The sequence below is a fragment of the Crocinitomix catalasitica ATCC 23190 genome, assembly GCF_000621625.1.
In the GTDB taxonomy this organism is placed as follows: domain Bacteria; phylum Bacteroidota; class Bacteroidia; order Flavobacteriales_D; family Crocinitomicaceae; genus Crocinitomix; species Crocinitomix catalasitica.
This window is the reverse complement of record NZ_JHXV01000025.1, coordinates 1-13624: the sequence shown is the minus strand read 5'-3', so window position 1 is coordinate 13624 and position 13624 is coordinate 1. Positions and strand designations below refer to the sequence as shown.

Annotated in this window: 9 protein-coding genes; 6 read left to right on the top strand and 3 right to left on the bottom strand. The window is 34.8% G+C overall.

Annotated features, from left to right (window positions below):
• Positions 1 to 29 precede the first annotated feature (29 nt).
• The 4 genes from T367_RS0114050 to T367_RS22450 are packed head-to-tail and all read left to right on the top strand — an operon-like array spanning position 30 to position 7335.
• Entirely contained in the window at positions 30 to 3035 is a 3006-nt protein-coding gene (locus T367_RS0114050; RefSeq protein WP_027420425.1) for a type I restriction endonuclease subunit R, read from the top strand.
• Positions 3036 to 3061: 26 nt separating this feature from the next.
• Positions 3062 to 3793, top strand: coding sequence for a phospholipase D family protein (locus T367_RS0114045; protein WP_027420424.1), 732 nt, complete (start codon positions 3062 to 3064; stop codon positions 3791 to 3793).
• 20 nt (positions 3794 to 3813) lie between these two features.
• On the top strand, positions 3814 to 6024 hold the full coding sequence (locus T367_RS25390) for an McrB family protein (protein WP_027420423.1): 2211 nt from the start codon (positions 3814 to 3816) through the stop codon (positions 6022 to 6024).
• Positions 6025 to 7335 (top strand): 5-methylcytosine restriction system specificity protein McrC, encoded by a 1311-nt coding sequence (locus T367_RS22450; RefSeq protein ID WP_051568561.1) that lies wholly within the window; start codon positions 6025 to 6027, stop codon positions 7333 to 7335.
• 28 nt (positions 7336 to 7363) lie between these two features.
• On the opposite strand, the gene T367_RS0114030 is transcribed toward T367_RS22450, so the two are convergent.
• Together T367_RS0114030 and T367_RS0114025 are read right to left on the bottom strand one after the other, a co-directional pair.
• On the bottom strand, positions 7364 to 8284 hold the full coding sequence (locus tag T367_RS0114030; RefSeq protein WP_027420422.1) for a hypothetical protein: 921 nt from the start codon (positions 8282 to 8284) through the stop codon (positions 7364 to 7366).
• 18 nt (positions 8285 to 8302) lie between these two features.
• A complete protein-coding gene (locus tag T367_RS0114025; RefSeq protein WP_027420421.1) occupies positions 8303 to 9253 on the bottom strand; it encodes a ChbG/HpnK family deacetylase in 951 nt (316 codons plus the stop codon).
• Positions 9254 to 10324: 1071 nt separating this feature from the next.
• Here T367_RS0114025 and T367_RS0114010 point away from each other — a divergent pair.
• Positions 10325 to 10831, top strand: a complete 507-nt coding sequence (locus T367_RS0114010) for a hypothetical protein (RefSeq protein ID WP_027420419.1) — start codon at positions 10325 to 10327, stop codon at positions 10829 to 10831.
• A 356-nt stretch (positions 10832 to 11187) separates the two neighbouring features.
• On the opposite strand, the gene T367_RS0114005 is transcribed toward T367_RS0114010, so the two are convergent.
• Positions 11188 to 11976, bottom strand: coding sequence for a hypothetical protein (locus T367_RS0114005; RefSeq protein ID WP_027420418.1), 789 nt, complete (start codon positions 11974 to 11976; stop codon positions 11188 to 11190).
• A 303-nt stretch (positions 11977 to 12279) separates the two neighbouring features.
• Between T367_RS0114005 and T367_RS0114000 the strand changes: the two genes are divergently transcribed.
• Positions 12280 to 13506: a multidrug effflux MFS transporter gene (locus T367_RS0114000; RefSeq protein ID WP_027420417.1), complete on the top strand. Its 1227-nt coding sequence runs from the start codon at positions 12280 to 12282 to the stop codon at positions 13504 to 13506.
• Positions 13507 to 13624: the final 118 nt, after the last annotated feature.

Here is a 13624-nt window from a genome sequence, read left to right as displayed (position 1 = left end):
CGCTCAGCCTGCGTCACAATGCGATATAAATGTTAAAAGAACTCAACATAGAAAATGCAGCCATTGATTGGTTAAAAGAACAGGATTACGAATACCTGCATGGTAACGAAATTGAGCGTGACATTAAAAAAGTAGTCCTTGAAAGTCAATTGGCAGCCCATATTGCAAAAGCATATCCTGAATTACCGGCATTGGCTCAAAAAGAAGTGGTGGCGGAATTCATTTCAAACGAAGGGGCAGATGTTTATTACCGCAACCATAATTTTCACCTTAAATTAGCAAAGGGCATTGAGGTGTCTTGGAAAGATGCGCAAGGCAACGAAAAAGCAACCCATGTTTATGCCATAGATTATGAAAACCCTAGCAATAACCATTTTTTAGCCGTCAACCAATTCGTTATTGAGGGCAAAAACAAACGCATTCCAGATTTAATTATTTTCGTAAATGGTTTGCCATTGGTGGTATTTGAATTTAAAAATTGGTTTTCAGAAGATGCTACCATAGCCAATGCCCACCAACAAATAGAACATTATATCAAAGATATTCCGGCTTTGTTTGAGTACAATGCCATTACCATTATTTCAGACGGAGACATTACCCAACATGGTATGTTTTCTTCAAATATGGAATGGTTTGCCCCTTGGAAATCTATAGATGGAAAAACCACTTTAGAAGGAGACTTTCAGTTAGACACCATGCTCAAAGGTTTGTTTCCAAAAGACCGCTTACTCAACTATATTAAACACTTTATTTTTCATGAAGACCATAACGGTCAACTCATTAAAAAAGGCGCAAAATACCACCAGTTTTTTGGGGTTAATTTTGCCGTTGAAGCCGCTAAAAAAGCCATAAAACCTATTGGTGATGGTCGTATTGGTGTCATTTGGCATACCCAAGGGTCGGGTAAAAGTATTTCCATGGCCATGTATGCTGGTATATTGCGTCAGTTGCCAGAACTGAAAAATCCAACCATTGTAGTACAAGTAGACAGGTCAGATTTAGACGAACAATTGCACGATAATTTTGTATTGGCTAAAGATTTGGTTGGCCAAGTACAACATGCCACATCAACAGATGAATTAAGGCAGTTATTGTCGGCAGATTCAGGTGGTGTAATTTTTACCACTATTGAAAAATTCCGCTTAAAAGGCGGAGAAGAGGGATTAGGAGAAACAGAACACCCCATACTTTCAGATAGAGAAAATATTATAGTAATGGCAGATGAGGCGCACCGTACCCAGTATGGTTTGTTAGATGGCTATGCCGCCAATTTAAGAACAGCTTTACCCAATGCCTCATTTATTGGTTTTACAGGCACGCCTGTAGATTCAAAAGATTCAGATACTGTAGAGGTATTTGGAAATGTCATTCATACCTATGATATAAAACAAGCCGTTTCAGATAAAGCTACGGTAGAAATATTTTATGAGCCCCGTTTAGCCAAACTGCATTTAGCCAACGAAGATATTGATGAGGATGTAGATGAATTAGATGAAGGCGGAGAAGGCGACCAGTTTTTAAAATGGGCGGCCATTGAAGATGCAGCAGGTTCGCAAGATCGTGTAAATAAAATTGCAGCTGATATTTTACGACACTTTAAAAACCGAACGGCAACATTGCCAGGCAAAGCCATGGTAGTTGCCATGTCTCGTCGCAATTGCGTTAAAATGTATGATGCCTTAACTGCTTTAGAAGGTTGTCCTGAAGTGGCGGTAATCATGACTGGGAATATTTCAAAAGACCCTATTGCTTGGAATCCACACATCCGCACAAAAGATGCCATGGAAGCTGTTAAAAAGCGTTTTAAAAAACCAGACGATCCTTTAGAAATTGTGATTGTGCGTGACATGTGGTTAACAGGTTTTGATGCCCCTTGTATTCATACCATGTATGTAGATAAGGTAATGAAAGGTCATAATTTAATGCAAGCCATTACCCGTACCAATCGGGTGTTTAAAGATAAAAATTCAGGCTTAATTGTAGATTATATTGGCATTGGCGATCAGTTAAAAGATGCCACCAATAAATATACGGGGAGTGGTGGAGCTGGTAAACCAACCATAGACATTGCCGAAGCCTTGGAAATGTTTTATACTCAAATAGAATTGTGTAAAACCTATTTTACGGAGGATATTGATTATGCCAATTGGCGTGCTTTAAATGATGGGGAAAAAATGTTGCTCGTAAAAGGAGCATCCAACCATATTTTAAAAGATGACGATACAGCCAATTCTTTTTTAATAGAAGAAAAAAAGATGACAGGTTTATTGTCTATTGTAAAGAATCAGCCAGAAAACATAGCAGATTATGTGGTAGATGTCTTGTTTGCGCAACACATTGCCAGTGCTGTCCGTAAATTAAAGTCGGTCAAGTCAACCCGAAACCAACAACGCGAACAAATCAAAGACATTATTTCTCGCAGTATAGAATCGGAAGATATTATAGATGTATTTGCAATGGCAGGAATTGACAAACCAGATATTTCCATCTTAAATGATGAGTTTTTAATGGGCGCCAAAGAAGACAAATCTGGTCAGGCTATTAAAATTGAAATGTTGCGGAATATCTTAAAAGACGAAATCAAATTACGTCTACGCAAGAACATTAAATTTTACACCTCATTAAAAGAAGAAATTGAAAAAGTAATAGACAAATACCACAGCAACGCCATAGATTCTTACACCACCATTTTAGAATTGGTAGAAAGGGCAAAAGCAATGCAAACGGCAGATGTCAGAACCAAAGAATTGGGCTTGTCAGACGAAGAACTCGCCTTTTACGACATTCTATTTGCCAAGCAAGACATCATTAAAGAATCAGGCAAAATACAAGACATAGTCCACGCAGTAGTAAAGGCCGTTAAAAACAATCTCCAATTAGATTGGACCAAAAAAGAAAACGCCAAAGCCGCCATTCGTTTGGCCGTCAAAAAAGAATTGCGTGGCAAAGTAACAATAACAGAACTAAATAAAATCCTAGCCGAGATCATGGATCAAGCCGAAGGTCAATATTCGACTTGGCCAGTTGTTGGGTAGGGGATAAACATATAAATTAATAAAAAATGGCAGAATTTTTAGATACGACGGGTATATCATATCATCTAGAGCAAATAATTAAGAAGGCGAATAAACAATTGATTATAATAAGTCCTTTTTTGAAGATAAATAACCGCATAAAGCAATTACTTGAAGATAAGAATATTCTTAAAATTGATATTAGAGTAATTTACGGTAAAAATGAACTCCAACCACAAGAAAATAATTGGTTGAAAAGCATGACAAGCATAAGGACAAGTTATTGTGAAAACTTACATGCAAAGTGTTATATGAATGAGTCAGAAGCTTTAATAACTTCTATGAACTTGTATGAGTTTTCCCAGTCTAATAATAATGAAATGGGAATTTATATAAAGCGAGAAGATGATCCAGGTTTGTTCAATGATGTAGATGAAGAAGCTTCAAGATTAATTCGTATAAGCGATGAAATTCAAGTTTCAGTTCAACAAGTACCTAAAGAAGATCGAAAACTTGATGTTGATAAAGGAAAAGAAATTGTAAAGAAATCAAATAGTGGATTTTGTATTAGGTGTAGTGATGATATTAAATTGAATATCAATGCACCATTATGCAAGAGTTGTTTTAAATCGTGGGATAAATTTGGAGATGTTGATTATCAGGAATCTTATTGTCTTATTTGTGGTAAGGATCATAATGGTTCTTTTGCGAAACCAGTTTGTTACACATGTTATAAGAAAAATAAAGCGATTGTGTTAGAACAGGAATTACCGCGTTAATATTAAATTTAAGTTAGAACATGATCCCTAAAAATATTGGTAAAGAACATATTGTCCAAGCAATTGAAAAAGTAAAAACCGAAGGTATACCCAATGATAAACGGCAGTCAAAAAAGTATGTTTTAATTTTTGAGAGAAGAGAGTTTCCACCAAAATATATTATTTCTCTAGCGAATGAGTTTGCTAATAATAGTTTTTTAGGGCATGACGAGTTTACTTCACAAGCGGCGAATAGTTTATTAAATAAATTAGGTTTTGAAGTGCGTATATCATCTATTAATCAGGGAGAAACACCTGTTTTTTATAAGCTTCAAATAAAGGATGATCAAAATAATATAAACAGAGTTGATGAAGTGTTATTAGAGAATAGAATTACCTCTAACTTAGATTTTGCCGGTCGCATATTTGATAATTTACAGTTGAACGATATAGTATTGGTACATAAGGGTAATGCAGCTTTTGCTTTAGTTAAAATAATGAATAAGCTTAATAGTAAGGAAATTGAGCATAGTGGTAAAATTACATTTGGTGTTGATTATCGAGTCAAAATTTTGAGTCAATTTAAAGAAGTTGATAAATTTGAACATTATGAATTTGGGGTAAATAAAATAGGTTTTTCCAATACGTTTTCACCAATACGCGATCAAACAAAAAAAACATATCAGTTTATAAAAAATTGGTTAAAAGCAATAGAATCAGGATTTAGTATGGATCAACTTAAAACGCTATTAAAAAATAAAAAACAAATTATTCTTCAAGGTCCTCCTGGTACTGGAAAAACAAGGTTAGCTAAACAGATTGCCGAAAGTATCACCAAACCTCAAGAAAAAATATCAATTTTTGAATATGTAGAACAAGTTGTACAGCAGTTTGAAATAGATGATTTTAGTAATAAGTTAAATGAAGAGGCAAACAGTCTGCTTACTAGTTTTAGGCGAGAGTTTCCAGTAACCAAGATAAAACAAATAACGGTTCAAGAATATGCTATAGGAACTGGTGAAACTGACAACTTTTGTTACTGGTTAGAGAAAAGGCTAGCAGCAACTTGTCGATTCTCACCAGGAGCAGCTGGTTCAACAGTTTATGGGATATCATATATTAAAGATTCAGGTAATTTACGAGTAGACAATAACGAAGACCCTGAAGATTTTATGTTAAAACTTCGATTTGCATTAACAGAGCTCATTGAAAAAGAAAAATATCAAGCACTGAGAGATCTTAAGTTTTGGTATAGTCTTATATTGAAGATATTACATTCATATTATCCTGAAAAGTATTTCTCTGTTTTGTCTAAAGATCATTTACGGATTTTTGCACAAATTTTTAAAATCGATACAAAGGATAAAAATGAAATTGAACTAAATCAGGCAATAAATAGTGCGTTTCTGACAATAAAGAATAAATACAATAGCGACATGACGGCAATTGTATTAATGCGGCATTTATACAATAAGTTTGATCTTAAGGAGAAAGGTTTTCCAGAATCAATTTTTAAAGATGAAACCGTAAATCATATAGGAGAATATAAGGTGGTTCAATTTCATCCTAGTTACACATACGAAGATTTTGTTAGAAGTATTCAGGTTGAATCTGCAGGGAATTCAGTGGCGTATAAAGTTGAGAATAAAGTATTGGCTGTATTTGCAAAAAAAGCTGTTGCAAATCCAAAAGAAAACTATGTTCTTGTCATTGATGAAATCAATAGAGCAAATCTATCAAGTGTTTTGGGTGAATTAATTTATGCTTTAGAGTATCGAGGAGAGGTAGTAAAAAGTATGTATGCTACCGAAGAAGATGGGAATGATTTGGTATTGCCTCCAAACTTATTCATCATAGGAACAATGAACACTGCGGATAGAAGTGTTGGTCAAATAGATTATGCCATTCGAAGACGATTTGCCTTTGTAGATGTTTTACCAAAGATGCTTGAAAACTCAGAATTAATTGAAGATAAAAAACAATTTGCGACTGAATCATTTACTAAAGTGTCCAAGCTTTTTGTAAAAAATGAAATAGACTTTTTAAGTGAAGGAATTCTTCTAGAATCTTCAGATCATTTATCAGAAGAATTTGAACCAAAAGACGTGTGGTTAGGTCACAGTTATTTTATCTATGATATTGATGGCGATTTTGAAATTAATTTAGAATATGAAATCAAGCCAATTTTAAGAGAGTATGTTACTGATGGCATTTTAAAAAAGCCAGCGCTTAAAATTATTGAATCATTATAAATGATTGTTTTAGGAGAACATTTCGGATTTGAAAAGAAAACCAATAGGTATTTCCTAGCTTCTTCTAATTGGGGTTTTTGTAATTCACTAGGTTCTCAAAAACGTGTAGTAAAGCATTTTAATAATAATGAAGATACTTTTTGTTTCACATTTAACAAAAATGAAGATGAATATCAGTTTGAAACAAGTTATTTCATTGGGGTTGATTGGATAGGTGATAGCGGTGTTCCCATCAATGTACAACCAAAGCTAAATTCAGAAAGTCTCGAGGTAGATTATTTAGGTATGTTGTTTGAGGCTTTGCAAGAATCTGAAAACTTCAATCATTTAAATGCTTTATATACGATAGATTTTAATGCACCATTAATTGAAATTGAGCAGAAACAAGATAAACTTACTCCATTAATTTTCATTGAATTTCTACAATTACTAAAGACGATTGTTCGGAGAGGTTTAAAGAAATCTTATTACAAAGTAACCGAGAATTTAAATTCAAGAGTAAAAGGAAAAATCTTGATCAATGCGACAGTAAAGCAAAATCATGCGAAGCAAAAAATGCTTTACAATGTTTGTGAATATCAAGAATTCGGGTTTAATTCAATTGAAAACAGGTTGCTAAAAAAAGCATTGCTTTTTGTTAAATCGGCACTGAGTTCATTCAAATCATCTAAACAAATGGATTTAAGTCATGTTTTGGATTATATATTGCCCGCATTTCAGCATGTAGATGAAAATATAGATATTAGAACAGTAAAGCATATCAAACCAAATCCTCTATTTAAAGAATACGGCCAAGCTTTAAAACTAGCAAAGCTTATTCTTAAAAAATATAGCTACAACATATCCAAAACTACTGAAACCAAAATCAAAACACCACCTTTTTGGATTGACATGACAAAGTTATTTGAGTTATATGTTTTCAAAAAAATGAGGGAGGTTTTTCCTTTGAATAACGAAGTGATTCATCATTTTACAACAAATCGTCAGGAGCTAGATTATATCATTAAGTCAAAGGATGGTTTAACTAAAATGGTGGTTGATGCTAAATATAAAATTCGGTATCAAAATGGAAATATTGGCATTGATGATGCAAGACAAGTTAGTGGTTATTCACGATTAAAGTCTGTTTATAAGGAGTTGGGCTTAACAGGTTCAGATGGTTTGATAGATTGCCTGATAATCTATCCTGATCAATCACTTTCAGAAGATGTTAAAATGGTAAATGCATTTGAAAATGATAAAGTTGAAGATCGTAATTATGTTCAAGTTTTTAAATTAGGGGTGAGATTGCCTGAGATTGTTGGTGATTAGAAAAGAAATACTAAATTTTTGAGTCTAGTTAGTCAAACAACGAATATCCAAAAACAATACCTAGCCATGGTCTTCCTTGAAAAGTCCATTTATCGGCTCCAAAACCATGGGCATAATCTAACCCTCCTGTAAGTCCGAAATTTATTTTGTCGTAAGAGTACGTTATACCTATCCCTATTGAAGTGGCAACTGTTTCTCTCGTGTTTTCGTTTCCTAAATCTATCTCAATTCCTTGAAAACTAAATAAACCTCCAACGGTTATTTCATGACTTCTTTCAAAATTTTCTATTTTATTTCGATGTGTAAATTTGGTCCATCCCCATGAATGTCCACCAAAACCTCCCAGTGAAATGCCTGCGGCAAATTTTGTAACGTTATCATTTCCAAACTGGACCTTTAAAGGTATTGTTATAGGACTAACAGTCCATTGTCTATATCTAATTCTTAGTTGTCTACGATTTACTAATTGGTAATAAATTTGAGACTCTCGATTTGTTAGAACCGTAGGTGTTGAAAAATTTGTTTTATAAAGCCAAGGGTTTATCCACACTTTATTGTTCTCGAATTTTACATTTGCTCTGAATTCACCACTAAAAAAAAATGCAGTATCTTTTTTATTGATTCTAGTTATCTTTTTTGTAATTATTGTGTCCTCGTATTTTATTTTGTTTCCTTCAGTATCAAATTTTTGCTTTTCAACTATCTTTATAATAGTATCTATTTTTTTTTGAGTTGCATTATTTACAACCATTAAATGAAGGGTATCGCTTATTTTTATGTTATCACATGTTTTACGTGTTTTGTTTTCTATAAACTTTTGATCTTTATATTCATAATATGTTATCGATCCTTTTACAAAATATTTTTTTCTAAAAGCAGATTGAGCGTTTAATGGTGAACTAATAGTGAATATTATAATTCCTATTATAATTAGTTTTAAATTTTTCATAATCTGATAATTTATACTTTACAAGTCGCAATGATTTACAATAGTGTATGCATATTGATCAAAATGTTCAATTAGCGTTTCTAGTTCTATCATTCTAGTCTCTAAATAATTTATATTAATTCCATTTTTGTTTTCAAGCTTGTGACCTCTCAGGAAAAGATGTAACATAAATTCAATTACTTCCCCTTCTTTATGATGTTCTAAAATTCTTTCTAAATTTTTTTTGAAAGGTTGTCCATAGTATTGATCAACAAAACAAAAAGCATGTTTAATTCCAATTTTAGCGTAAGCATCCCTCTGAAATGAAGCGTTGTCTGGACCAGTATTTCTGAAAATTTTTAACATTGTGCTAGCTTTTCCTGTCCATGGAGTTAAAAAATCAGACAATGTTTCTAGTCCTTCTTTAACTGCGGGCAAAAGACGTGCCCCGTCATATTTGTAATACTTTAAACCGGATTTAGACCAGCTAAAAGGTGAGCGGGTAGGAATGTTAAATTTGTTAGTCATCAATTCTTGTCGTAATTCCAATTGTACATTAAAAAAATCAGGATGTAAATTCCATAAATTATGATGCATGTTTATATGGTCAATAAATTGATATCCACCTAGCCAATTTGCTAGTTTGTCTATTTGTTCTTGTAAACAGATTTTTAACTCATTCAAATCGACAATTTTTAGATTTACATCTCTTTTTGTAGCGAATTTGTTAGAATTTGCTACCATTAAAGTTTCGTAAAGTTCTGGATTGTCGCCGTATCCACTTGTAATACTTAAATGAAGTCCAAGTTTAAATTTACCCTTTATTTCTTCATTGCTTAATAAGTTAGCTATGCGTTGGTACGAATCAGGAAAATTAACAAACGTGGATACAGAATTTACAACGCCTGCTTTGATTCCCGCAATTATTCCTTGATCGATCCCATCCATTGCACCAAAGTCATCTGCATTTAAAATTATTTTTGGTTTCATGTTTTTTAGAATATTTGATTAGTTATCATCTATATCACCCAAATCTAAACCAAAACAAAAGCAACTTTTTCCCCAAATTTTGGTATTTTTACCTCCCTGTAAACGGTTAGGAAATAGTGTTCTAACTTATTAAAAATCAGTTGAAAACATAGGTAATGCTCCACCTCCTCACCATACCGCTCCCAAAGGACAAGTCCCACATTTTCTGGGAGCATGCCATGAAAACCGTATTTGCTATAGTTGGCACATTTGCTTTGATGTTTTTTGGGCCTATGTTTATAGCCGCAGGGAGCAGTAAAACACGTGCTAATGACGATTTAGCGCTTAATTTTGTAGGTTTTTTTTCTAGAACGACCAGCACTTCAATTCTCTATTTGTTTTATTGTGGCCATCATTTACAATATCCTTGTTTATAGAAAAAACAAAAAGGCCAACAAATTAAGCCCCTCCATCATGGAGTCCGCTTTTAAGTAGTTGTAATCCTTGCGAATCATGGTGACTTCTCAAAAATCAGAATAAATTCCAGCGGTGACTTCGCAATCGGTGCCTTCGAGTCCATTTTTCGAATTGAATTCGAAAAATCCTCAGTCACCTTTCATCTTCGTATCATCAACTTCTCAAAAATCAGAACATATTCCAGCGGTGGTTTCTTACCGGTGCCTTATTGGTAATTAGAACAAATACGAGCGGTGGCTTGGTAATCGGTGCCTTCACGGTAATCAGAACAATTACTAGCGGTGGCTGCCCCGCGCTGAGCCTGCCGAAGTGAGGCGCGCTTTTGCGCGGGACTCGAAGTCACAAGCGGCGATCCTCAGTCACCTTTCATCTATGTTATATTTTTCGGAACCTTCTATATATTCAGAACAAATACGAGCGGTGGCTGAGGATCAAATCGATGCAATCGATTTGGTGGACTCGAAGTCACAAGCATCTTTCTCAAATATTGCATATCGCGATATGCAATATTAAGTCTAAAAACGTATAAATTAAGCAGAGGTTCCGTATAATGACTGATTTATAAGTCTTTAAGGTTGAGTATGTTTGGGTCTATAATTTAAAACCCCAAAAGAAATGATTTTATCGACAAAATGCAATTTATGTGGCCGTGAGTTGACCCAAAATTATTATGTTATAGATAGGGTTAAATTGGCTCAAAAATACGGTGACGAAATAATCTTTGATTGCAGTTCTTGTGGGCTCGAAGACGAGTATCATGTAGATCACATAAGGGCAATAAGGAATGAACGAGTTTACACCATTGTGAATATTGTGAAATGGATTTATGTAGGAATAATGTCAGTTTTTTTCCTTTTAGTTTTACGTAATTACTTAGTGTTTTTATTCCTTGCTACTTTTACTTTTATTGGTGCGCCTTTGTTTATTTTGTTTAAAGTTCAGGAAAGTTTTAAAGAGAAGCGCAGGTATTTTAATTCAATTAAATTAAAGGGCGGTGGCTATAGTTCAACTATTAAAAGTCCAATAAGTAAAGTTCGAATTGCATCTGTAAGTAATACGAATAGTTCATTAGGTGGTTTGCGTAAAGTAAATAAGAATGCCCTTCGAAGTAAGAGAAGGTAATTTATCATTTCCAAGATACGCGAACAGTTTCAATATGAAAATCTCTATGCGGAAAATCAGAATAAATTCCAGCGGTGACTTCGCAATCGGTGCCTTCGAGTCCATTTTTCGAATTGAATTCGAAAAATCCTCAGTCACCTTTCATCTTCGTATCATCAACTTCTCAAAAATCAGAACATGTTCCAGCGGTGGTTTCTTACCGGTGCCTTATTGGTAATTAGAACAAATACGAGCGGTGCTTTCCAGGTTTTAAAAAATTACTAGCGGTGGCTGCCCCGCGCTGAGCCTGCCGAAGTGAGGCGCGCTTTTGCGCGGGACTCGAAGTCACAAGCGGGACTCGAAGTCACAAGCATCATCTAAACCTCCAATTTCCCTCTCCTAAAAGCCAAATAGCGTTCTCCAAATGCGCGTTCAACACAATATTCGTTTGTGTCATCATATTGTAAACATTTCAAATTAAAAAGCATGAATGTTCCTTTGTCTATGGCATAGCCGAAACTTTCTTGCGGGCGATTGTCAGCAAACTTGAGGGTTATCATATCCACATCAAGACCTGCATCAAAATAATCGGTTAGGAATTCATAACCTGTAATCGAGTCGAGCCCGATGATGGTTCCGTTCGCTAAAAATTGAATTTCAGTGTCCTCTAAAAAGAATTCTCCACGAAGAATATTGGCATTGATGGTATGCGAATAATCATCCGATTGGTCATTGCTATTTATTCTACTTAATTCGTATTGATCATCTGCATTTGACAAGGTTATTTTATTCGGAATTGACAAGTCAATTTCAAAGATCGGCGTATCATTACCATCCTCCACAATCATTCCTCTGTCTGGCGCAATCATGGTGATTTCTGCTATCGGTCCACCCTCATGAAAATTCCATGTATTTGCAAACATGATTTTATTTCCAGCTTTATAAAGCACCGCCGAACTCATTTCAGCGACCTCTTGCGCTTTTTTAGTCGATCCATGTTCTTGCAAAGCTTGAATATAGGGGGTGCTGACATAAGCTCCTAATACCTCGACTTTAAATGGGAATTCCGTTTTTTCTTCATCCCTTTCAACCCCATCCTTTTGGTCAGTTGAATTCGAACAAGCCACCAAAAAGGACAAGCCAATGAATAAGAATATATTTTTCATAAGAAGGAATATTTATTTCGCTATAAAAATAGCATAATAGACCAGATAATTACTGTTCCGCCTCACCAATCAAATCATACTTATGCGCTACCGGTGCCTTCGAGTCCATTGCTGCGCAATCCTCAGTCACCTTGCCTTTTGGAATATCTATCGGTACCTTCTCGAAATTCAGAGCAAATACTAGCGGTGACTGAGGAATTGCAAGTTGCTAGACGAGCAATTGGACTCGAAGTCACAAGCCGAACCCAAAATAATTCCGATTTAACTCGAGCGTAAGGTTAACTTTGTACTTTTTTATACAAAATGCCAATTGTCTCAATGCAAAATCAACCCAAAGCAAAGTCAGAATTAGAATTTATTGCATTAATGGCATTTTTAATGGCGAATGCTGCATTGTCGATTGATGCTATTTTACCGGGCTTAAATGGTATAGGTACGAGTTTAAATGTAGTAGCGGATAATGATTTGCAATTAATCATTACCATGATTTTAGTAGGTCTTGGTGTTGGTCAATTGTTTTTCGGAACCTTATCGGACAGTTTCGGTCGAAAACCAATGATTTACGCGGGTATGATTACTTTTATTTGCGCAAGTTTTATTTGTGTAACGGCTGAGTCATTAACAGTAATGTTGATTGGACGCGTATTGCAAGGGGTTGGATTGTCGGCCCCGAGAAGTATTAGTGTATCGATTATACGAGATGCTTATAGCGGGAACGATATGGCACGTATTATGTCGTTTATTACCGTTGTTTTTATTCTTGTTCCAATGGTTGCGCCATTAATCGGGCAATTTATTTTAGATTATTATTCTTGGCAATACATATTTGGCTTTCAAATTGGTTTTATTTTATTAGTCATGCTTTGGTTTGGAATTCGCCAAGAGGAAACTTTGAAAATTGAGAATAAAAAAAAGTTTTCAATAGGATTGTTTAGTGATGGTGTTAAAATCTTTTTTGGAATAAAAAAAACAGTTATTTATACGATTATTTCTGGTTTAATTGGCGGTAGTTTTTTTGTTTATCTCAGCGCATCGAAGCAGGTTTTTCAGGATCAATATGGACTCGCTGAAAATTTCGGATATGTATTTGCCGCTTTGGCATTCTCAATGGGGGTGGCTAGTTTCTTAAATAGTGCATTGGTTTTGAGGTTTGGCATGAAAAAGTTAGCTACTTTCTTCTTGTTTTTATTCTTTGGATCATCAATACTTTATTCCTTTATTTACTTCAGTTCAGGTAATCCATGCTTACCAGTAATAATGGCGTTTTTTACAGTCCAGTTTTTGGCTTTAGGTTTTATTTTTGGAAATGTAAGGTCATTAGCGATGGAACCTATTGGTCATATCGCTGGGATAGGTGCTGCTATTAATGGGTTCGTTTCAACCTTGTTGTCAGTTTCAATAGCGATTTTTATCGGTTCATTTATGACAGATTCGGCACTGCCCATTTTCCTAGGATTTTTAGTTTGCAGCCTGTTATCACTGCTATTATTGCTTTTCATCAATAAGGAACAACCAGCGGTTGCTTCGTAGTCGGCTGCCTTCGCAATCAGTGCCTTCTAAAAAATCAGCACAAATTCCAGCGGTGGCTGAGGATCAAATCGATGCAATCGATTTGGTGGACTCGAAGTCACAAGCGGCAATCGAAGTC

Coding starts and splice junctions, on each gene's coding strand:
- T367_RS0114050 (WP_027420425.1), top strand. CDS start 30: ATGTTAAAAGAACTCAACATAGAAAATGCAGCCATTGATTGGTTAAAA.
- T367_RS0114045 (WP_027420424.1), top strand. CDS start 3,062: ATGGCAGAATTTTTAGATACGACGGGTATATCATATCATCTAGAGCAA.
- T367_RS25390 (WP_027420423.1), top strand. CDS start 3,814: ATGATCCCTAAAAATATTGGTAAAGAACATATTGTCCAAGCAATTGAA.
- T367_RS22450 (WP_051568561.1), top strand. CDS start 6,025: ATGATTGTTTTAGGAGAACATTTCGGATTTGAAAAGAAAACCAATAGG.
- T367_RS0114030 (WP_027420422.1), bottom strand. CDS start 8,284: ATGAAAAATTTAAAACTAATTATAATAGGAATTATAATATTCACTATT.
- T367_RS0114025 (WP_027420421.1), bottom strand. CDS start 9,253: ATGAAACCAAAAATAATTTTAAATGCAGATGACTTTGGTGCAATGGAT.
- T367_RS0114010 (WP_027420419.1), top strand. CDS start 10,325: ATGATTTTATCGACAAAATGCAATTTATGTGGCCGTGAGTTGACCCAA.
- T367_RS0114005 (WP_027420418.1), bottom strand. CDS start 11,976: ATGAAAAATATATTCTTATTCATTGGCTTGTCCTTTTTGGTGGCTTGT.
- T367_RS0114000 (WP_027420417.1), top strand. CDS start 12,280: ATGCCAATTGTCTCAATGCAAAATCAACCCAAAGCAAAGTCAGAATTA.